Source organism: Curtobacterium sp. PhB190, assembly GCF_004365385.1.
Lineage (GTDB): Bacteria > Actinomycetota > Actinomycetes > Actinomycetales > Microbacteriaceae > Curtobacterium.
Map to the genome: position 1 here is coordinate 1 of NZ_SODN01000003.1, position 19,563 is coordinate 19,563.

The following is a 19,563-nucleotide window of genomic DNA, read 5'->3' on the forward strand; positions in this document are numbered from 1 at the left end:
GCGGTACCACCCACACGAACCATCCCCGGATCTCGAACCGACTAATCAGTCCAAGAACCGGGGACCAGTCCACTGGCACCGCGCCTCCCGTCCGTCTTCTGGGCGCGTCGACTACTCGGCGCGCGAGAACTCGCTGGCGCGCGCCACCTGGTCGTCCGTCAGGGCGACGCCCGTGTACCGCTGGAACTGGCGGGCCGCCTGCATGGCGATGACCTCGGCTCCGGTGATGACGTGCTTGCCGGCGTCCCGTCCCGCACGGACCAGCGGGGTCTCCCACGGGAACGCGACCACGTCGAAGACCGTGTGGGCCGCCTCGATCCGGTCCTGTGCGAAGGCGAGCGCGTCCTGCTGGTCGCCTCGCATGCCGAGCGGCGTGACGTTGACCACCAGGTCGGACTCCCCAGCCTCGCGCTCCTCGGCGACCCACTCGTAGCCGTACTGCGACGCGAGCGCCGGGCCGGTCTGCTCGTTGCGGGCGACGACCGTCAGGCGGTCGAAGCCGGCGCCGCGGAACGCCGCGGTCACGGCCTTCGCCATGCCGCCGGAGCCGCGGAGCAGCACCCGGGACGCGGTGTCGACGTCGTACGACCCGAGCAGCGCGGCGATCGCCTCGTAGTCGGTGTTCGACGCGGTGAGCACGCCGTCGTCGTTCACGACCGTGTTCACCGACTGGATGGCGGCGGCGGACTCCTCGACGTGGTCGACGAGCGGGATGATCGCCTCCTTGAAGGGCATCGACACCGAGCAGCCGCGGATGCCGAGCGCTCGGATGCCGGCAACGGCGCCGGGCAGGTCGGTCGTGGTGAACGCCTTGTACAGGAAGTTGAGCCCGAGCTCGTCGTACAGGAAGTTGTGGAACCGGGTGCCGATGTTGCTCGGCCGGGCCGCGAGCGACATGCAGACCTGCATGTCCTTGTTGAGGATGGGCATGGGGCCAGTCTCCCACCGTCGTGCCGATGGAGCGGTCCACGCGGACCGTTCGTCATGCTCGGGGTACCGTCGGACGCGATGACTGAGATCCCGGAGACCATGCGCGCTGTCCGCTTCGACGAGTGGGGTGACCGCTCTGTGCTGCACGTCGCCGAGGTCCCCGTCCCCGAGGCCACCGCCGGTCGGGTGCTCGTCCGGGTCCGCGCCGCGGGCATCAACCCGGGCGAGTCGGCGATCCGCCAGGGGCTGCTCGACGGCGGGTCCTCCGACGCGCTGCCGTCCGGTCAGGGCACGGACTTCGCCGGCATCGTCGTGGCCGTCGGCGAGGGCGTCGACGGCGTCGACGAGGGCGAAGAGGTCCTCGGGTGGTCGTGGGACCGCGCGAGCCAGGCCGAGTACGTCTCGGTGCCGGCCGAACAGGTCGTGCAGAAGCCCCGGCTGCTCGACTGGACCGTCGCTGGCGGGCTCGACATCGTCGCCACGACCGCTGCCGCAGCCGTCCGTGCCGTCGACCCCCGACCCGGCGAGACCGTCGTCGTGTCCGGTGCCGCCGGTGGTGTCGGCGGGTTCGTCACGCAGCTGCTGACGAACGAGGGCATCGACGTGATCGCGATCGCGTCCGAGGCGAACCACGAGTGGCTCCGGTCGAAGCGTGCGCGGCCCGTCGCGTACGGCGAGGGCCTGCAGGAGCGCATCACCGAGCTCGCCACCAACGGCATCGACGCCCTCATCGACACGTACGGTCCGGAGTACGTGCACCTGGGGATCGCCCTGGGCGTGCCGGTCGACCGCATCGAGACGATCATCGCGTTCGAGGCTGCCGCCGAGGTCGGTGCGAAGGCCTCCGGCAGTGCGGACACCGCCGACCCGGAGATCCTCGGCGCCCTCGCGATGCAGGTGGCGAACGGCGAGGTCGAGGTGCCGATCGCGGCGACCTTCCCGCTCGACCGGGTGCAGGACGCGTACGAGCAGCTGGAGCAGCGGCACACCCGCGGGAAGATCGTGCTGATCCCCTGACGGGCATCGGGCCTTCGGGGTCGTTCGGGGGTTGTCCCCACCGTGCTCCGGGGTACTGCCCGGATGCCCTCGCTCGTCGCCGGTGCGTAGCGTCGTCCCCATGAGCACACTCTCCCGTCCCCGCAACGGCCGCATCCTCGCCGGTGTCTGCGCCGGCCTCGCCGATCGCTTCGGCCTGTCCCGCACCCTCGTCCGCATCGGCTGGGTGATCCTGAGCCTGTTCCCCGGGCCGCTGTGGATCGCCTACGTCGTCCTGTGGTTCGTGGTGCCGGCCGAGGGCAACACCCGCCGCTGAGCCCGGGGGCCGAGTTTCGCGGTGAGCGACAGTTCTCGCGCTCGTGAGTCCGTGATCTGTCGCTCAGCCCGAGACTCGGTGCGGCCAGCTGAGCCCGGTCCGTCCGGACGGGGCTGAGCCCGGTCCGTCCGGACGGGGCTGAGCCCGGTCCGTCCGGACGGGGCTGAGCCCGGTCCGTCCGGACGGGTTAGTGTGGCGGCGTGCCGGTCTCCGTCTTCGATCTGTTCAGCGTGGGTGTCGGTCCCTCGAGCTCGCACACCGTCGGGCCGATGCGGGCCGGCGCCGAGTTCGCGTCCCTGGTCGCCGGGCTGCGCGTCGCCTCCGTCGCCGTCGACCTGTACGGCTCACTGGCGTCGACGGGACAGGGCCACGGCACCCTCGGCGCCGTGGTCGCCGGCCTGATGGGGTCCCACCCCGAGACCGTCGACCCGGACGCGATGTCGTCGGCGCTCGACGCCCTCGAACGCGACGGCCTGCTCCGGCTCGACGGTGGGGCGACCGTGCCGTTCCGGCTCGCCGACATCGTGCTGCACCCCCTGACCATGCTGCCCCGGCACCCGAACGCCATGCGGCTGCGAGCCCGTGACGGAGCCGGTGCCGACCTGGCCGACGAGACGTACTACTCGATCGGCGGCGGCTTCATCGCTCGCGACGGCGACGGCGACGGCGACAGCGACGGCGAGGACGGCGGTGCCGTGGACGACGGTGCCGTGGTCGCGGGGGCGGCGATCCCGGTCGACGACCGCGTGCCGTACCCGTTCTCGAGCGGCGCCGAGCTGCTGGCCGCCTGCGCTGCCTCCGGTCTGCCGATCAGCGGAGTAGCGCTCGCCAACGAGTCGGTCACCCGGACCGACGCCGACGTCCGCTCCGGGCTGCTCGACATCCACGCCGTCATGGACTCGTGCGTCGACCGCTCCGTCCGCCGTGACGGATGCCTGCCCGGCGGGCTCGATGTCCGGCGTCGTGCAGCCACCTGGCACGAGCAGCTCACCCGCGAGGACCCCGACCACGACCCGCTGTTCGCCATGGAGTGGGTGAACCTCGTCGCCATGGCGGTGAACGAGGAGAACGCCACCGGCGGCCGGGTCGTCACCGCACCCACCAACGGCGCCGCCGGCATCATCCCCGCGGTGCTGTACTACGCGCTCACCTACGTCCCCGCGATCACCGCTGCCGACCGCGACGACGCCGTCGTGCGGTTCCTGCTCACAGCCGGCGCCGTCGGGTCGATCTACAAGGAGCGCGCATCGATCTCCGGTGCCGAGGTCGGGTGCCAGGGCGAGGTCGGCTCGGCCGCGTCGATGGCGGCCGCCGGACTCGCCGAGGTCCTCGGGGGCACCCCGGAACAGGTCGAGAACGCCGCGGAGATCGCGATGGAGCACAACCTCGGGCTCACCTGCGACCCGATCGGTGGCCTGGTGCAGATCCCGTGCATCGAGCGGAACGCGATCGCGGCGAACAAGGCGATCAACGCCGCACGGATGGCCCTGCGTGGCGACGGCGTGCACCACGTGTCGCTTGACCAGGTCGTCGAGACGATGCGGCAGACCGGGGCGGACATGTCGACGAAGTACAAGGAGACCGCCATGGGCGGGCTCGCGGTGAACGTCCCGCTCTGCTGAGCGTCGGCCTTCGTGCAGATCGATATCCCGCCGACGGGAGCGACGCAAACGAAGCCGCGCGGGGCTCGTAGCGGCCTGCCGCCCGCATGACCGTCGCCGTTAGTGTCGCTGTCGCTGTCGCTGTCGCTGTCGCTGGCGTTCCCTTCGGCGCTCGTATCGAAATCGAACTGGTCGCTACTACTCCTCAGTGAGGTCGACCCATCCCGACGACCGATCCTCGACCTGCCCCAGGCAGGTAACCTCCGTGCAGTGGCAGGAAGCCCGCTTGAGATCCGGGAGGCGCACTTGACCGACGACATGCCGCAACGGCCCTACCAACACGACCTTGAGTCCAACTCGCGTAGGGCTTTTGAGCAGCGCTTGCCGAAAAATTGGACGGTTGAGCCGCGAGAGCACGATTACGGAATTGACCTAGATGTCGAGGTTTTCGACGGAGGCTCAGCAACCGGCATGCGATTTGGTGTCCAACTCAAGGGCCAAGTCAAGTCAGACAACCCACCTCGAGTGACCCTAAAACGCTCAACCCTCAACTATTGGCGTGAGAGTGACGTACCGGTTGTGGTCGTTGTGTGGGATGAATCCACCGATGAAGTGTTCTGGGAGATGGGCTACCGAATCGACAGGTATAAAAAGAGTCCAACTGCCAAGAGCTGGAAAGTTGTCATCGGGCAAAAATGGGATGACAATTCTTCCGCCCTAATCAAGCGGGAAATCTCGTCCCGACGCGCTCTGCTGCGGGGCAATGTTGAGCTTCCCGTCTCCATTGTGATCGAGCGTCGAGAAGACTGGCTGGGAGACGAACGCCTCTCAAATGAGCTGTCCGCCAGACTTCGCGGTCTGCTAAACCCGCGGGATGAGGTACACGTCGGACGTCTGTCAACGGAGGTCGGTATTGACATCGTAGTGGAACAAAGAGCAATCGAAATTCGTATTTCTGGTCATCCAGGAATCGTACTGCACTTCGACAAAGTATCGTCCGAGGATGATCGCGGTCGCCTCCTCGCGACCACCGTGGCCGACGTGGCTGTCGGGCTCGCGGTGCTTACAGAAAGCCTGCACCTCTTTGCTCTAGAGAGATACTTCCTTTCCGTCGCCGTCCAAGATTCTCAGATGATCCTTGACGAAAAAGCGCTAGGCCAGAGCCTTCTAAAGCTCGCCAGGTCGGACTCGTTCGCAGCTATGATGCAGCTTTACAAACGGTCAGCGCTCCACGGCACTCCGACCCAGCGCCTGCAAGCAACGACTGTGGTCATGGGGCAGAAAGACAACCTTGGACCGTCAGAGCGTAAAAGCTTGGCAGACCTGATACGCAACGAAGCAACTCGGGACGACCTCTACTCTCAGGCCCTCTATAACGCATCGCAGCTGGTCAGAGGAGATGATCGCGGGCTTGCTCGGGCTCTCTTGGACGAAGCGGCCGAGGTCGATCCCGCATATCGGGAACGTTCCTATTTCTGGTCAGATCGAGCAGCTCTGGACTTTCTGGACGGTGATTACCGTGAATCGGCGGCAAGCTACTACAAGGCCTTCAAACTCGGCGACAATACTCAACTCGCGTTCCACGCCGACGCCCTCCTTTACCAGGGCGACCTGGACGAATCTCTCGCACAGTTCGCGAAGGCGAAGGACCTCGGCTCAAACGTGCATCCCGAGTGGAATCTCAAACTCCTCGCTTTCACGGACGTACGGAATCGAATAGGTGCGCCCGGTCTCGAACGGCAGCCTGAAAAGGCGTGGGCTAAAGCTATAGGGATTGCGGCGGGAGACGCACAAGGCATTATTCAGTGCCTCCATTTGGACTATTTTTGCGCCCCCGCCCTGATGAGGCTAGCTATCTCTATTGCAGACGATCAAGAGCGGGCACATCTCATGCTGGCCTCGGCGTTGGCCAATCCAGGTGATTCGAATACCTGGCTGATGGCTCTGCAAGAAATTGCCGATTACTGCCCGGATCTCCTTGGCGACGCAGCGACATGCGCCCTCCAGACCGTGGGGTCGTCGATCTTTGAAGACGCTTCGCTTTCTGACTTCACGTCCAAGCAAGTAACCACGGCCCTCGAGTCAGTGCGGCACCACCCGAAACCGTTCACCGTGCGATACGTCCAGACCGGCAGCAAGGGCTTCGAAATCATAAATGGCCGTAAAGGCAGCTAGTTCTTTCGAACCGAAACACCCGTTGTCTGGAAAGACCGCTAGCAGAGCCCGCCCCGACGCAGGATGCGCAGCCCGAGAGTGAGGAGCCCTCCGACGGCGGCCGCTGCGATCACTGGCGCTGTACCGATAGCGCCCACCCGTGCTCCGATGATGGCACCAACGCCCCCTGTCATGACGGCCGTGATGATGCGGGCGATACGGCCGCGGACTGACCTGAACCGGATGCCCGCTGCGGTCGCGCCGGTGCCGGCGTACAAGAGTGCCGCGTCGAGGACGAACGGGCCCGGGTACTGGACCCATGCGAACAGTGCTGCGCAGACCGCCAGGATTGCGGCGGTCTGGATGCCATGGGTCCCCAGTGGGGCTGTCCGGGCTCGGGTGCGCAGTCACGCGTCCCTGCGCCCACGATCCAGCAGGATCGGCGCTGGAGCACGACCGCGACGATGACGCCGACCACGGCGATGAGGCCAGCCATGACCGGCGCGTTCAGGACGAGCGTTGCGACGTCGTCAGTGGCGTAGATGGTGTTGCAGATCACTAGTGCTGCGGCGAGCCCGACGAACGCACCGTCTGCTCCGCTCGCGCGTCAGGCGTGCAGGAGCGTCAGCAGGCGTGCGGTCTCGGTGGAGATCGCCTCGCGCCCCGCCGACACGTACTTCCGGGGGTCGACCAGGTCGGGCCGCTCGTCGAGCACGGTGCGCAGGGCACGCGTGAACAGGCCGTTCAGGTGCGTCGAGATGTTGATCTTCGTCATGCCGGCCTGCACCGCGCCGCGCAGTTCGTCGTCGGACAGCCCCGACGAACCGTGCAGGACCAGCGGGACCGGCACCGCGGCACGCAGGCGTGCTACCAGGTCGCGGTCGACCGAGGCCTCGCGGGTCTGCATCGCGTGCGAGGTCCCGACGGCGACCGCCAGGGCGTCGACCCCGGTGTCGGCCACGAACGCGGCGGCGTCGGTCGGATCGGTCCGCACACCGGGAGCGTGCACGCCGTCCTTCCCGCCCACCTCGCCGAGCTCGGCCTCGATGGCGACGCCGGCGGCGTGACACCGGACCGCGAGGGCACGGGTGGCAGCGACGTTCGCAGCGAAGTCCAGGTGCGAGCCGTCGTACATGACGGAGTCGACGCCCAGGTCGATGCCGGCGGCGACGAGGTCCCGGTCCTCGATGTGGTCGAGGTGGACCAGGACGTCGACGTCGGCGGCCCGGGCGATCGCCTGGGTCGCGGTCGTGATCGGCGCGAGCCCGCCGTGGTACCGGACGCAGTTCTCGCTGATCTGCAGGATGACGGGCAGTCCGGCCCGCTCGGCCCCGGTGACGATGGCCTCGGCGTGCTCGAGCAGCACGACGTTGAACGCGCCCACGCCGCGGTGTGCCGTGCGGGCGGTGTCGAGCAGGCCCGTCAGGGCGAGGTCGGTGATCATGCTGGGGTCCTCGTTCGGTCGGGGTGGGTCAGGAAGCGGTGGACGTCGGCGGGGTCGACCTCGCCCGCCACCGGGCGCAGGACGGCGGCGGCGCCGTGGGCAGCGGCGGACCGGAGTGCTCGGAGCAGGGTGTCGTCGGCGAAGTGGGCGCCTGTGCCCTGCTGGTGACCCGGGCGGACCAGGGCACCGACCAGACCGGCGGTCGCTGCGTCGCCCGCCCCGGTCGGGTTGCCCGAGACGCCGGGCACCGCTGGGACCTCGAGCACGTGGTCCGCGGTGTGGGCGGCGATGCCGTGCGCTCCGCGGGAGACCACCACGACGCCCGCACCGCGTTCCAGCAGCCGGAGGGCGGCGGTGCGTTCGTCCGCGGCGCCCGTGGCCTCGAGTAGTTCCTCGCGGTTGGGCTTGCAGACGGTGGCACCGGCGCTCGCCGCCGCCAGCAGCGCGGCACCGGAGCAGTCCACGACGCTCAGGACGCCGTGCTCGTGGGCCGTGGCGACCCAGCGCGCGACGACGTCGGGTGCGGCACCGCCGGGCAGCGAACCGGACACCACGAGGGCGGTGGCGTCGGCGCGGCCGAGCAGTCCGTCGACCGCTGCGGCGACGGCGTCCCACTCGGTGCTGGAGAGCACCGGGCCCGGCTCACCGAACATCGTCGGGTGGGCGACGTCGTCGACCACGGTGACGGTCGTGCGGGTCGTGCCGGACACCACGACGTCGGTGTGGTCGAGGCCGAGATCGTCGAGCGCGTCCGAGATCCAGCGGCCGGGCGTCCCCCCGAGAGGCAGGACCGCGTGCGTCGCGACACCCGTCGCCGCCAGGACCCGACCGACGTTCAGGCCCTTGCCACCCGGGTGCCGTGCGACGTCGAGGACCCGCTGGGTCTCGCCGATGCGCTGTTCGGCGACCCGGTACGTGACGTCGACGGCCGGGTTCGGGGTGACGACGACGATCACGAGACCACCGCCGTCCGCAGGGGGTTCCGCACCGCACCGGTGTCGGGGTCGAGCACGAGGAGATCGGCGGGTGCGCCGACCGTGAGCGGCGCCGGCCGACCGAGCAGCCGAGCCGCACGTGTGGCAGAGGCGGCGACGACCTCGGGCACCGCGACCCCGCTCGTCAGCAGCCCACGGACCGCGTCGGCGACGGTGATCGTGCTGCCCGCCAACGACGACCCGTCGGCGAGCATCGCCACACCGCCGCGGACCGAGACCGCGGACCCGGCGATGGTGTGGTCGCCGTCGGGGCAGCCCGTCGCCGACGTCGCATCGGACACGAGCACCAGGCGGCCCGGTGCACTCCGCTGGACGAGCCCGATCGTGGTCGGGTCGAGGTGGTGTCCGTCGACGATGCACTCGAGCAGCACGCGGTCGTCGGTCAGGGCGACCCCGACCGGCCCCGGTGCGCGGTGGTGGAGCGGTGGCATGCCGTTGAACAGGTGCGTGACGAGCGTGGCACCGGCGTCGATCGCCCGGCGGGTCTGCTCGGCGGTGGCGTCGGTGTGCCCGATCGCCACGACGACCCCGGCGGCGACGAACCGCGCCACGGTGTCGAGGGCGCCGGGGAGCTCAGGGGCGAGTGTCACGACCCGCAGCGCGCCGTCGGCGGCCGCCAGGTACGCGTCGACCTCGAGCGTGTCCGGGGCGTGGAGCAGGTCCACCCGGTGGGCTCCGCGGCGGGCCGGGGACAACCACGGCCCTTCGAGGTGCAGGCCAGCCAGCGTGCCGTCCGAGGTGAGCGGTCGCAGGCGCGTGAGGGCTGCGACGGTGTCGTCGGGACGCCCGGTCGCGATCGAGGCGACGAGGGCCGTGGTCCCCCGTGACCGGTGGTGCGCGGCCGCCGCTCGGGCGTCCGCGGCGGAACACGTCGCGAAGTCGTGGCCGAGTGCGCCGTGGGCGTGCAGGTCGACGAAGCCCGGCACGACGGTGCCCTCGACGGTGACCGCGGAGTCCGCGCGCGGCGGTGTGCCGGCACCGACCGCGAGCACGGTGGCGTCGTCGCCGAGGACGAGCCACCCGTCGTGCAGGTCGTGGGCGGCGGTCACGATGCGTGGCGCACGGACGAGCGTGGTCACAGCAGCACCCCGTTCTCGAGCACCCGCCGTGCGAGCAGACCTGCGCCGATGGCTCCGGCGGCGTCGCCGTGGGCGGCCGGCAGGATCTCCGGTGCGCGGACCCCGACGAGCCGCTCGGCAACCGCCGCGCGGAGCGGCCCGAACAGCAGTGGGCCGGACTCGGCGAGTCCCCCGCCGACGATGACGGTGTGGCAGCCGGCGACCGCGGTCGTCCAGGCGAGGGCGTCCGCGAGCACGGCGACGCAGTCGTCCCAGACGGCGGTCGCCACGGGGTCGCCGTCGCGCACCCGGAGCATGGCTGCGTGCGCTGATGCCGACCCGGAGCGGCGTGCGACTCCCCCGGCCGATGCGATCTCCTCGACCCGGCGCCCAGCGTGCGGTCCGGACGGGATCAGCACCTGGCCGATCTCCCCCGCCCATCCGCCCCCGGACACGACCTGGCCGTCGAAGACCAGCGCGCTGGCCAGGCCGGTGCCGACGGGTACGAACGCGACCGATCCGCGGGACAGCGCCGTGTCACCGGTGTGGGTCTCGGCGAGGGCACCGGCGCGGACGTCGTGGCCGAAGGCGATCGGAACGTCGACACCGCGTCGGACGAGCTCGGCCCGCACGAGGTCGCGGACCGGCACGTCCCGCCAGCCGAGGTTCACCGCGAGGACGACGGTGCCGGCGACTTCGTCGACGACACCCGGCGTGACGAGCCCGACGGCGTCGAGCCGACCGCGGTCGAGCGCCCGCGCTGCCAGGTCGGCGACGGCCACCGCCAGTCGGAGCCCCGACGGATCGTCGCGGGGCGTCGGGACCCGGGTCTCGTCCAGGACGAGTCCGTCGGCGTCGGTCAGCCGGGCCTTGGTGCCCGTGCCGCCGACGTCGACCCCGAGCACCGCGCCTGCGCCCGCCATCAGGTGAGGATGACCGACCGCGTCAGCGAACGGGGGTTGTCCGGGTCCAGCCCACGACCCTCGGCCAGGGCGACGGCGAACCGGTGCACGACGACGAGGCCGGCGATCGGGTCGAGGTCGTGCTGCACGAAGCGCGCACCGGTGGCGGCGACCTCGTCAGCCAGCCCCTGCGGTGCGGCACCGAGCGACCAGACGAGCCGGCCGGGCTGCGCGATGGCGATCGGCCCGTGCCGGTAGTCCATCGCCGGGTAGGACTCGGCCCAGAACTGCGCGGCCTCCCGCGTCTTGAGTGCGGCCTCGAACGTCAGGCCGACGGCGGCACCGCGGCCCACGAAGGAGACCTGCTCGGCGTCGAGCAGGTCGTCGATCGGCAGGGTCAGCGCGATCTCGGCCTGGGCGGCGAGGGCCTCGACGTCGTCGCCGATCGACGCGCGCAGCAGGGCGAGCGCCGTGGTGGCGAACCGCGTCTGCACGACGGAGCGCTCGTCGGCGAAGGGCAGTGCGACCACGTCGTCGGCGACGGCCGCGGCGGGACTGTCCGCGACGGCCGTGATCAGGACGGTGCGCTGCGACGGCAGGGCCTGCAGCAGGTCGACGATCTCGGTCGTGGTGCCCGAGCGGCTGATGGTGAGCACACGGTCGTACTCGCGCGATGCGGGGTACTCGGAGCCGGCGAAGGCGTCGGTGACCCCGAGGCCGGCCTGCTCACGGGCGACGGCGTAGCTCATCGCGATGAACCAGCTCGTGCCGCAGCCGATGACGGCGACGCGTTCACCGGGCTGGGGGAGCGCGTCCGAGAAGGTCGGCAGGAGTGCTGCGGCGGCGCGCCAGGTCTCCGGCTGGGAGGCCAGTTCGGCGCTCACGAAGGTGTCGGTCATGGGAGCCTTCCGGTCCGGTTCGATCCGGGTGATCGATGATCAGGAAGCGTAGCGAGCGATCGTGCGCGATGGAAGACCAAAGCGTCAATTCCGATCACCGAGCAGTCGCGATGGCACCGTAGGATGGCCGTCATGACCCCCCAACAGCGGCTGAACGCCCTGCTCGAACTGGTGAGCGAACGCGGCAACGTGTCGATCGCCGAGATCGGCGAGCTGCTGGGGATCTCGGCCGCCACGGCTCGACGCGACCTCACGACGCTCGCCGACCAGCGGCTCGTCACGCGCACGCACGGCGGAGCCGCGGCGCTCGGGGCCGGCTACGAACTGCCCCTGCAGTACAAGATCGCGCGCCAGGCCGAGGCGAAGACCGCCATCGCCCGTGCCGCCGCGCGACTGGTGCAGCCGGGCGAGACCGTCGGGCTGAACGGTGGGACCACCACGACCGAGGTCGCGCGAGAACTCGGCAAGAGCGAGCGGTTCATCCGTGCCGACGGTGAGTTCGGGATCACCATCGTGACGAACGCGCTCAACGTCGGGTACGAGCTGTCCGTCCGCGCCAACGTCAAGATCGTGGTCACCGGCGGGGTGGCGCGGCGGCAGTCGTACGAGCTCGTCGGCCCGCTCGTCCGCGACACCCTCGACGAGTTCGCGCTCGATCTCGTGGTCCTCGGGGTGGACGGGCTCACCGGGCAGTACGGCGCCACGACCATGCACGAGGGCGAGGCCGAGGTCAGCCGGCACTTCGCCTCGGTCGGCCGACGGGTCATCGTGGTCGCCGACTCGACCAAGATCGAGCGGTCGACGTTCGCCAGGATCTGCCCGTTGGACCGCATCGACGTCCTGGTCACCGACCAGCCCGTCCCGCCGGCCTTCGCAGCCGACCTCGCCAGCGCCGGCGTGGAGCTCGTCGTCGCCGACTGAGCCGACGGACGAGCGCCCGGATCCGGGGCGCGACGTTTCGATCGTGTAAAACCCTCCCGTCGTGGACCCATGAGCGATCCGTGAGCGCCTATTGTGCATTCATGATCGATTCGGCATCATGGGCGTCACAATCACGCAAGGGAGCGAGATGAGCATGGGCGTTGACAACGGGATCCTCCGCGTCGCGGTGATCGGGATGGGCCAGCGGTCCGCCATCGCACGGCACGTCGCCGAAGCGGTCGCCGCGGACCCGGCACTGCAGGCGCAGGTCGTCGCCGTGGCGGACATCACCGCAGCGGGCCGCGAGCGCGGGCGGGTCGAGTACCCCCATGCGCTGGTGGTCGAGCACCACCGGGACCTCACCGACCAGGTCGACGCTGCGATCGTGACCACCCCGGACTGGACACACGCCGAGATCGCGATCGACCTGCTCCGCGCGGGCATCGCCGTCTACCTCGAGAAGCCCCTCGCCATCACGGTCGAGGACGCCGACGCGGTCCTCAACACCGCCGCCGAGACGGGTACCTCGCTCTACGTCGGCCACAACTTCCGCCACGCGGCCGTCGTCCGCCTGATGCGCGAGATCGTCGACCGCGGCGAGATCGGCGAGGTCAAGGCCGTCTGGTGCCGCCACTTCGTCGGCAACGGCGGGGACTACTACTTCAAGGACTGGCACGCCGACCGCGCGAACGTCAACTCCCTGCTCCTGCAGAAGGCCAGTCACGACCTGGACGTCATCCACGCACTCGGCGGCGGGGACACCAGCCGCGTCGTGGGCATGGGGTCACTGTCGGTCTACGGCGACGTCACCGACCGACGGGACCGCAGCGGCGAGCTGATGGGGGACTGGTTCTCCCACGACAACTGGCCGCCACTCGCCCAGACCGGGCTGAACCCGGTCGTCGACGTCGAGGACGTCTCGATGGTGATGATGACGCTCGACAACGGCGTGCAGGCCAGCTACGAGCAGTGCCACTTCACCCCGGACTACTGGCGGAACTACACGGTCATCGGCACCGAGGGTCGCCTCGAGAACATCGGCGACACCGGCGGTGGCGTCGTGAAGGTCTGGACGCACCGTCGTGGCTGGGACACCGCGGGGGACCGCGAGTACCCGATCGACGGCGTCGAGGACGGTCACGCCGATGCCGATCTGATCACCATGACCGAGTTCCTGCGGTCCGTCGCCCTCGGCGAACCGACGGAGCTGTCCCCGATCGCGGCGCGCGCCGCGGTCGCCGCCGGTGCCCTGGCGACCCGTTCGCTGCGCACCGGTTCCGTCCCCATCGACGTCCCGCCGCTGCCGGCCGAGACGATCGCGCACTTCAGCCGGCCCGCCACACCCTCCACACGACCCGCTCCGCACCCCACCCACCCCGCCCAGACCGTCGGTTCCTGACGGCCGTGCGAAAGGACCTCCCGATGACCGCACACATCCCCGCCCGAGGAACCGGCGTCCGCCGGATCCTCGTCGGCGCCGTCGCCGCCCTCGGCGCGGCCGCACTCCTCGCCGGGTGCTCCACGTCCTCCGGGGCGTCGAGCTCCGGCGGCGACTACACCGCCGCCGCGAAGGACACCAAGGCGAACCTGACGTACGCCGTCTGGGACGAGAACCAGGTCAAGGCGATCAAGGCCAACCTCAAGGGCTTCAACGAGGAGTACCCGGACATCAAGGTCAGCGTCGACGTCACGCCGTTCGCCAACTACTGGACGAAGCTGCAGACCCAGGGCTCGAGCAACACGCTGCCCGACCTGTTCTGGATGAACGGCCCCAACTTCCAGCTGTACGCGGCCAACGGCAAGCTCGCGCCGATCACCGGCGAGGTCAAGGCCGGCGACATCGACCCCGCGAAGTACTCGAGCGCGCTGAACGACCTGTACACGTACGACGACACCCAGTACGGCGTGCCGAAGGACTTCGACACCATCGGCGTCTGGGTCAACAAGGCCCTGTTCGAGAAGGCCGGCATGGACCTGCCGTCGAAGGACTGGACCTGGGACGACTTCCAGAAGACCGGCGCCGAACTCAGCGAGAAGCTCAAGGCGTACGGCGCGTACGGCGCGGCCGGCGGCATGGACGGCCAGACGACCTACTACGACACGATCTTCCAGGCCGGGGGATCGGTCGTGAACGCGGACGGCACGAAGTCCGAGTACGCCTCGAAGGCCTCGGAAGCGGGTCTGCAGTTCTGGGCGGACCTGATCGACTCGGGCGCTTCGCCGTCGATGAAGCAGCTCACCGACACCACCGCCGACCAGTGGTTCACGTCGGGCAAGCTCGCGATGTACCAGGGCGGCAGCTGGTTCCGCTCGGCCCTGACCGGCACCGCGATGGAGAAGGACATCGTCGTGTACCCCCTGCCGAAGGGCAAGGAGCAGGCGACCGTCATCCACGGTGTCTCGAACGTCGTGTCCGAGGCGAGCAAGAACAAGGCCGCGGCGCAGGCGCTCCAGGTCTACCTCGCCGGCAAGACCGCCCAGCAGCAGCAGGGCGACATGGGCGCCGTCATCCCCGCCTACGAGGGCACGCAGTCCGCCTTCACGAAGACGATGCCGGACGCCGACCTGCAGGTGTTCCTCGACGCCGTCGACTACGCCAAGCCCCTGCCGGTGTCGAAGAACACCGCCGCGTGGAACACCCTCGAGACCAACCTCCTGCCGAACGCCTTCGACGGTTCGACCCCGGTCGACGACGTCGCGAAGCAGCTCGCGCAGAAGATGGACGCCGCCCTCGCCAAGGAACAGTGAGTCCCGAGCCGATGACGATCAACACCGAGCGGCCGCAGGCCGCCTCCACCCCCGCCCGGACGACGCGTTCGTCCGGGCGGGGCGCCCCCGGCCCGACGGCCGGCGGCAAGCGCGCACCCCGACGGACCGACGGCTGGTGGCCGTGGCTGTTCGTCCTGCCGCTGCTCATCGGCGTCGGCACGTTCTACATCTGGCCGATCATCCAGACGTTCTGGTACTCCTTCACCAGCTGGGGCGTGTTCGGCGGTGCGACGTTCAGCGGCGTCGCGAACTACGTCCGGCTCGCCGGTGACCCGCAGCTGTACCAGTCGCTGCTCAACACGATCGTCTACACGGTCATCGTGCTGGCCGGCATCCCGATCGCGGTGTGGCTCGCCAGCCTGCTGAACACCCCGGGCCTGCGGTTCGCGCAGTTCTACCGGGTGCTCTTCTTCCTGCCCTACGTCGCCATGCCGGCCGCGATCGCCCTCGTCTGGCGCATCATGTTCAACGGCGACTACGGCATCGTGAACTGGTTCATCGGACTGTTCGGCATCGACGGTCCGTACTGGATCTCGACGCCCGGGTTCGCGCTCGTCGCGGTGAGCTTCGTCGGCCTGTGGTCGTCCCTCGGGTTCTCGATGATCATCCTCGGCGCGGGCCTCAAGGACATCCCACCTGAGCTGTACGAGGCCGCCGAGCTCGACGGCGCGAGCCGCTGGCGGCAGTTCCGCTCCGTCACGGTCCCGCTGCTCAGCCCGAGCATCTTCTTCGTGGTCATCGTCACGACGATCTCGAGCTTCCAGCTGTTCGACCTGCTCTACGCCATCCTCGGCAGCACCAACCCGGTGATCCCGAAGACGATGTCGCTCGTCTTCTACTTCTACAGCGCCGGGTTCATCGACAACGACAAGGGCTTCGCGGCCGCGATCGCCATGGTGATCTTCCTGCTCATCGGCATCGTCACGCTCGTGCAGTTCCGTGTCCAACGGAAGTGGGTGCAGGCATGACCGCAACCGTCACACCGCCACGGGCAGCACGCCGGCCCGGTCGTCGCGGCGGCAGTCACTGGTGGATCCACGTCGTCCTCGGCGTCGGCGGCTTCGCGATGGCGTTCCCGTTCGTGTGGCAGATCATCATGTCGCTGTCCACGAACGCCCAGGTGCAGTCCGTCACGCCGACGTTCTGGCCGGGGGAGCTGCAGTGGCAGAACTACGCGCAGGTGTTCGAGCGTCTGCCGTTCCTCAGCCAGCTCGGCACGTCCGTGTACGTCACGATCATCCGCACCCTCGCGCAGATCGTGCTCTGCACGCTCGCCGGCTACGCCTTCGCCCGCATGCGGTTCCGCGGCCGGGCGATCCTGCTCGCGATCGTGCTGTCGATCCTGCTCGTGCCGTCGCAGGTCTACCTGATCTCGCAGTACCAGATCGTGCAGGGGCTCGGATGGCTCGACACCCTGATGGGGATCGTCGCGCCGGGCCTGTTCAGCGCGTTCGGCACCTTCCTGATGCGGACGGCGTTCCTGAACATGCCGCCCGAGCTCGAAGAGGCTGCGCGCATGGACGGCGCGAACCCGTTCCAGACGTTCTGGCGGATCATGCTGCCGCTCGCCCGTCCCTCGATCAGCGTGCTCGCGATCACGACGGTGCTGTGGTCGTGGAACGAGCTGCTCTGGCCGCTCGTCGTCTCGACTCGTGCCGAGGACATGCCCCTCGCCGCAGGACTCGCGACGCTGTCGAGCGACCGGACGATCGACTACCCGGTGCTCATGGCCGCGAGCCTGATGGCCATGGCCCCGGTGCTCATCATGTTCATCGTCCTGCAGCGGCGGGTGATGGACGGGCTCGCCTCGTCCGGTCTGAAGTGACCGCCGACACCCCCGGCCAGGAGGCCCGTCCCGCGTCCGTCGCGGTCCTCGCCGCCGCCGTGGGGTCGCCGGACGACTCCGCCACGGTGGCGGCCGCACTGGCCGCCACCGTCGTCGACGCGGAGCCCGCCCAGCGGGACGCCCTGCTGGTCGCCGCGCTCCGCGCGTCCGTGCCCGGCAACGCCGCGGGGCTCGAAGCGCGGGGACTCCCGCGCAGCCTGGCGGAGGCGTCCGTCGCCGACGTCGGCCGAAAACTCGACCGGTACGGTCTGCGTGGCACGGGGGTGGACTGGCTCGTCGCGGTGGCGACCGGTCGCGTGGTGGCCGTGGGGCGCCTCCAGTACGAACTCGGCGACCACCTGCCGGACGGCCAGCCGGCCTGGGGCGTCCACGTCCCGGAGACCGGGCCGCTCGATCCGGACGCCTGCGACCGGTCGTTCTCCCGCGCGCCGGAGGTCCTGCGCGCCCTCGCGCCGGCGCTCGTCGCCGATCGGTGGCAGTGCCGCTCGTGGATCCTCGATCCCGGTCTGGCCACGGTGCTCGATCCCGACGCGAACCTGGTGCGCTTCGCGCGACGGTTCCGGCTCGCGCCACCCGGCCCGCACGACGCCGCCGAGGGTGACGAGAGCGTGGCGAAGTTCGTGTTCGGTGTGCCGCTGGCCACCGCGCGCGCCTCGAACGCGTCCGGTCGCCTGCCCCGTGCGGTGCTCGACCGGTGGGCGGCGGGCGCGCACTGGACCGAACGGACCGGCACCGCACCCGTCGTCTGATCGCGCGCAGCAGTCAGCGCGTACCGTGCAGCGCATGACGAAGCCCGACCACGACCACCTCGACGACGGCGTGGACATGACGTTCGAGGAACGACGCCAGGACACCTTCCGACGCATGTCCGGGTCCGACGCGCACGACGCCGACCCCCGGGTCGAGGTGTCCCGCGCCGAGGACGGCGACGTCCGCATCGACGTGGCCGACACCGCAGCCGTGCGCCCCGGCGGTCCGAAGCGCGCCTGATCCGTCACCCCGTCAGCCGGTGACGGTGGGGCACGGCATGATCGTTCCGTGCACCTCGTCCTCCGCCGCGTCGACGGCGGCGTCCTCGCGACGCCCCTGACCGACTCGGGGACCGCTGACGGTGAGCCGATGCGCGTGGACGAGTCGGGCCTCCCGGCCTTCGTCGCGGCGCACGACGCACCGAGCGTGCGCTGGGTGTGGGACGACACCGCGCGCTGGTACCCGGCCGTGCTCGCCGCCGGCGGACGCGTGGGGCGCTGCGTCGACCTGCGGTTGTGCCGACGGATCCTCCGCGCAGCGCTGGCCGCGCGTGGCTCCGCACTCGCGGCGGCACCGGCGGACGCGCTCGACGCTCCGGTGGCGGAGGCCCGGGTCGTCCGGCCGACGCAGGCCCAGCTCTTCGACGACGCCCTGTTCACCGCTTCGGTGCCGGACGACGACGTCGACCCGGTCGCCGAGTTCCGGGCCCAGCTCGCGGCGGTCGCGACGTCGACGTCGCCCGGTGCCCTCCGCCTGCTGACGACGGCGGAGTCTGCCGGAGCCCTCGTCGCGGCGGAGATGCTGCACGCAGGGCTGCCGTGGCGTGCCGACGTGCACGAACGCTTGCTCGAGGAGACGCTCGGACCGCGCGTCCCGTACGGCGTGCGGCCGCGCCGGCTCGAGGAGATCGCCACCGTCGTCCGCGAGCGCCTCGACGACCCGACGCTCAACCCGGACTCGCCGGCCGACGTCCTGCGGTCGTTGCGCCGTGCCGGGCTCATGGTGACGAGCACCCGCAAGTGGGAGCTGCAGGAGATCGAGCACCCCGTCATCGAACCGCTGCTCGAGTACAAGCGACTCGCGCGGCTCCTGACGGCGAACGGTTGGACGTGGCTCGACGACTGGGTGCGCGACGGCCGGTTCCACCCGAAGTACGTGGTCGGCGGCGTCGTCACCGGGCGCTGGGCAGCCGACGGCGGGGGAGCGATGCAGCTGCCGAAGGGCATCCGCGGGGCCGTCATCGCCGACCCGGGCTGGAAGCTCGTCGTGGCCGACGCTGCGCAGCTGGAACCGCGCGTGCTCGCCGCGATGGCCGGCGACCGGGCGATGGCCTCCGCGGGCGACGGACGCGACCTGTACGACGGCGTCGTGGCCTCGGGCGCAGTCGAGACCCGGCAGCAGGCGAAGGTGGCCATGCTGGGCGCGATGTACGGCGCCACTCAGGGCGAGGGTGGTCGGCTCGTCCCGCGCCTGGTGCGGGCGTTCCCGCGTGCGCTCGACCTGGTCGAACGCGCCGCACGCGCGGGGGAGCGGGGCGAAGCCGTCACGACGTTGCTCGGTCGGACGTCACCCGTTCCGGAGTCGTCGTGGTTCGAGGCCAGGAACCAGGCCTACACGGTCGAGGGGACGCCGGCGATGCAGCGTGCCGTCGAGTCCCGGGCGCGGAGCTGGGGGAGGTTCACCCGGAACTTCGTGGTGCAGGGGACCGCGGCCGAGTGGGCGCTCGCGTGGATGGGGTCGTTGCGCTCCCGGCTCACCGCTCGGTTCCCCGGGGCGGTTACGGACGGGCCGCACCTGGTGTTCTTCGTGCACGACGAGATCGTGGTGCACGCGCCGGAGGAGCACGCCGAGTGGGTGGCGACGCAGATCCGCGAGGCCGCGGTCGACGCCGGTCGGCTGTTGTTCCAGGACTTCCCGGTGACGTTCCCGCTGTCGGTCGCGGTGGTGGGGGCGTACTCCGAGGCGAAGGACTGACCGGTACC

18 protein-coding genes are annotated in these 19,563 nt (G+C 70.1%); 12 read left to right on the forward strand and 6 right to left on the reverse strand.

Going from position 1 to position 19,563, the window contains the following annotated elements:
* Nucleotides 1–111: 111 nt before the first annotated feature.
* Nucleotides 112–930: a shikimate 5-dehydrogenase gene (locus EDF47_RS05285; protein ID WP_131877780.1), complete on the reverse strand. Its 819-nt coding sequence runs from the start codon at nucleotides 928–930 to the stop codon at nucleotides 112–114.
* A gap of 78 nt (nucleotides 931–1,008) precedes the next feature.
* Between EDF47_RS05285 and EDF47_RS05290 the strand changes: the two genes are divergently transcribed.
* From EDF47_RS05290 to EDF47_RS05305, 4 genes are all read left to right on the forward strand, one after another.
* Nucleotides 1,009–1,947, forward strand: coding sequence for an NADP-dependent oxidoreductase (locus EDF47_RS05290; protein ID WP_243698009.1), 939 nt, complete (start codon nucleotides 1,009–1,011; stop codon nucleotides 1,945–1,947).
* 100 nt (nucleotides 1,948–2,047) lie between these two features.
* Complete coding sequence (locus tag EDF47_RS05295; RefSeq protein WP_111083567.1) at nucleotides 2,048–2,242, forward strand: PspC domain-containing protein; 195 nt, start codon at nucleotides 2,048–2,050, stop codon at nucleotides 2,240–2,242.
* A 200-nt stretch (nucleotides 2,243–2,442) separates the two neighbouring features.
* Nucleotides 2,443–3,864, forward strand: a complete 1,422-nt coding sequence (locus EDF47_RS05300) for an L-serine ammonia-lyase (RefSeq protein WP_131877778.1) — start codon at nucleotides 2,443–2,445, stop codon at nucleotides 3,862–3,864.
* A gap of 102 nt (nucleotides 3,865–3,966) precedes the next feature.
* Nucleotides 3,967–6,018: a DUF4365 domain-containing protein gene (locus EDF47_RS05305; protein ID WP_133937422.1), complete on the forward strand. Its 2,052-nt coding sequence runs from the start codon at nucleotides 3,967–3,969 to the stop codon at nucleotides 6,016–6,018.
* A 586-nt stretch (nucleotides 6,019–6,604) separates the two neighbouring features.
* On the opposite strand, the gene EDF47_RS05310 is transcribed toward EDF47_RS05305, so the two are convergent.
* The 5 genes from EDF47_RS05310 to EDF47_RS05330 are packed head-to-tail and all read right to left on the reverse strand — an operon-like array spanning nucleotide 6,605 to nucleotide 11,295.
* A complete protein-coding gene (locus EDF47_RS05310; protein ID WP_131877774.1) occupies nucleotides 6,605–7,441 on the reverse strand; it encodes a class II fructose-bisphosphate aldolase in 837 nt (278 codons plus the stop codon).
* A complete protein-coding gene (locus EDF47_RS05315) occupies nucleotides 7,438–8,397 on the reverse strand; it encodes a hexose kinase (RefSeq protein ID WP_131877772.1) in 960 nt (319 codons plus the stop codon). The genes EDF47_RS05310 and EDF47_RS05315 overlap by 4 nt, the downstream gene beginning before the upstream one ends.
* Nucleotides 8,394–9,515 (reverse strand): N-acetylglucosamine-6-phosphate deacetylase, encoded by a 1,122-nt coding sequence (gene nagA / locus EDF47_RS05320; protein WP_133937421.1) that lies wholly within the window; start codon nucleotides 9,513–9,515, stop codon nucleotides 8,394–8,396. The genes EDF47_RS05315 and nagA overlap by 4 nt, the downstream gene beginning before the upstream one ends.
* Nucleotides 9,512–10,417 (reverse strand): ROK family protein, encoded by a 906-nt coding sequence (locus EDF47_RS05325; RefSeq protein ID WP_131877768.1) that lies wholly within the window; start codon nucleotides 10,415–10,417, stop codon nucleotides 9,512–9,514. The genes nagA and EDF47_RS05325 overlap by 4 nt, the downstream gene beginning before the upstream one ends.
* The gene (locus EDF47_RS05330) at nucleotides 10,417–11,295 is read right to left on the reverse strand and encodes an SIS domain-containing protein (protein WP_123293030.1); all 879 of its coding nucleotides are present in this window, start codon (nucleotides 11,293–11,295) and stop codon (nucleotides 10,417–10,419) included. Before EDF47_RS05330 ends, EDF47_RS05325 begins: the two co-directional genes overlap by 1 nt.
* A gap of 132 nt (nucleotides 11,296–11,427) precedes the next feature.
* Between EDF47_RS05330 and EDF47_RS05335 the strand changes: the two genes are divergently transcribed.
* From EDF47_RS05335 to EDF47_RS05370, 8 genes are all read left to right on the forward strand, one after another.
* Nucleotides 11,428–12,216: a DeoR/GlpR family DNA-binding transcription regulator gene (locus EDF47_RS05335; RefSeq protein WP_165901013.1), complete on the forward strand. Its 789-nt coding sequence runs from the start codon at nucleotides 11,428–11,430 to the stop codon at nucleotides 12,214–12,216.
* 148 nt (nucleotides 12,217–12,364) lie between these two features.
* The gene (locus EDF47_RS05340) at nucleotides 12,365–13,615 is read left to right on the forward strand and encodes a Gfo/Idh/MocA family oxidoreductase (protein ID WP_123293031.1); all 1,251 of its coding nucleotides are present in this window, start codon (nucleotides 12,365–12,367) and stop codon (nucleotides 13,613–13,615) included.
* A gap of 23 nt (nucleotides 13,616–13,638) precedes the next feature.
* Nucleotides 13,639–14,964, forward strand: coding sequence for a sugar ABC transporter substrate-binding protein (locus EDF47_RS05345; RefSeq protein ID WP_133937419.1), 1,326 nt, complete (start codon nucleotides 13,639–13,641; stop codon nucleotides 14,962–14,964).
* Nucleotides 14,965–14,975: 11 nt separating this feature from the next.
* Nucleotides 14,976–15,953: a sugar ABC transporter permease gene (locus tag EDF47_RS05350; protein WP_111083559.1), complete on the forward strand. Its 978-nt coding sequence runs from the start codon at nucleotides 14,976–14,978 to the stop codon at nucleotides 15,951–15,953.
* Nucleotides 15,950–16,810, forward strand: coding sequence for a carbohydrate ABC transporter permease (locus EDF47_RS05355; protein ID WP_165901014.1), 861 nt, complete (start codon nucleotides 15,950–15,952; stop codon nucleotides 16,808–16,810). The genes EDF47_RS05350 and EDF47_RS05355 overlap by 4 nt, the downstream gene beginning before the upstream one ends.
* A complete protein-coding gene (locus EDF47_RS05360; protein WP_131877764.1) occupies nucleotides 16,807–17,580 on the forward strand; it encodes a hypothetical protein in 774 nt (257 codons plus the stop codon). Before EDF47_RS05355 ends, EDF47_RS05360 begins: the two co-directional genes overlap by 4 nt.
* Nucleotides 17,581–17,614: 34 nt before the next feature.
* The gene (locus tag EDF47_RS05365; protein ID WP_111083557.1) at nucleotides 17,615–17,821 is read left to right on the forward strand and encodes a hypothetical protein; all 207 of its coding nucleotides are present in this window, start codon (nucleotides 17,615–17,617) and stop codon (nucleotides 17,819–17,821) included.
* Between the two features lie 48 nt (nucleotides 17,822–17,869).
* A complete protein-coding gene (locus tag EDF47_RS05370) occupies nucleotides 17,870–19,555 on the forward strand; it encodes a bifunctional 3'-5' exonuclease/DNA polymerase (RefSeq protein WP_133937417.1) in 1,686 nt (561 codons plus the stop codon).
* Nucleotides 19,556–19,563 lie beyond the last annotated feature (8 nt).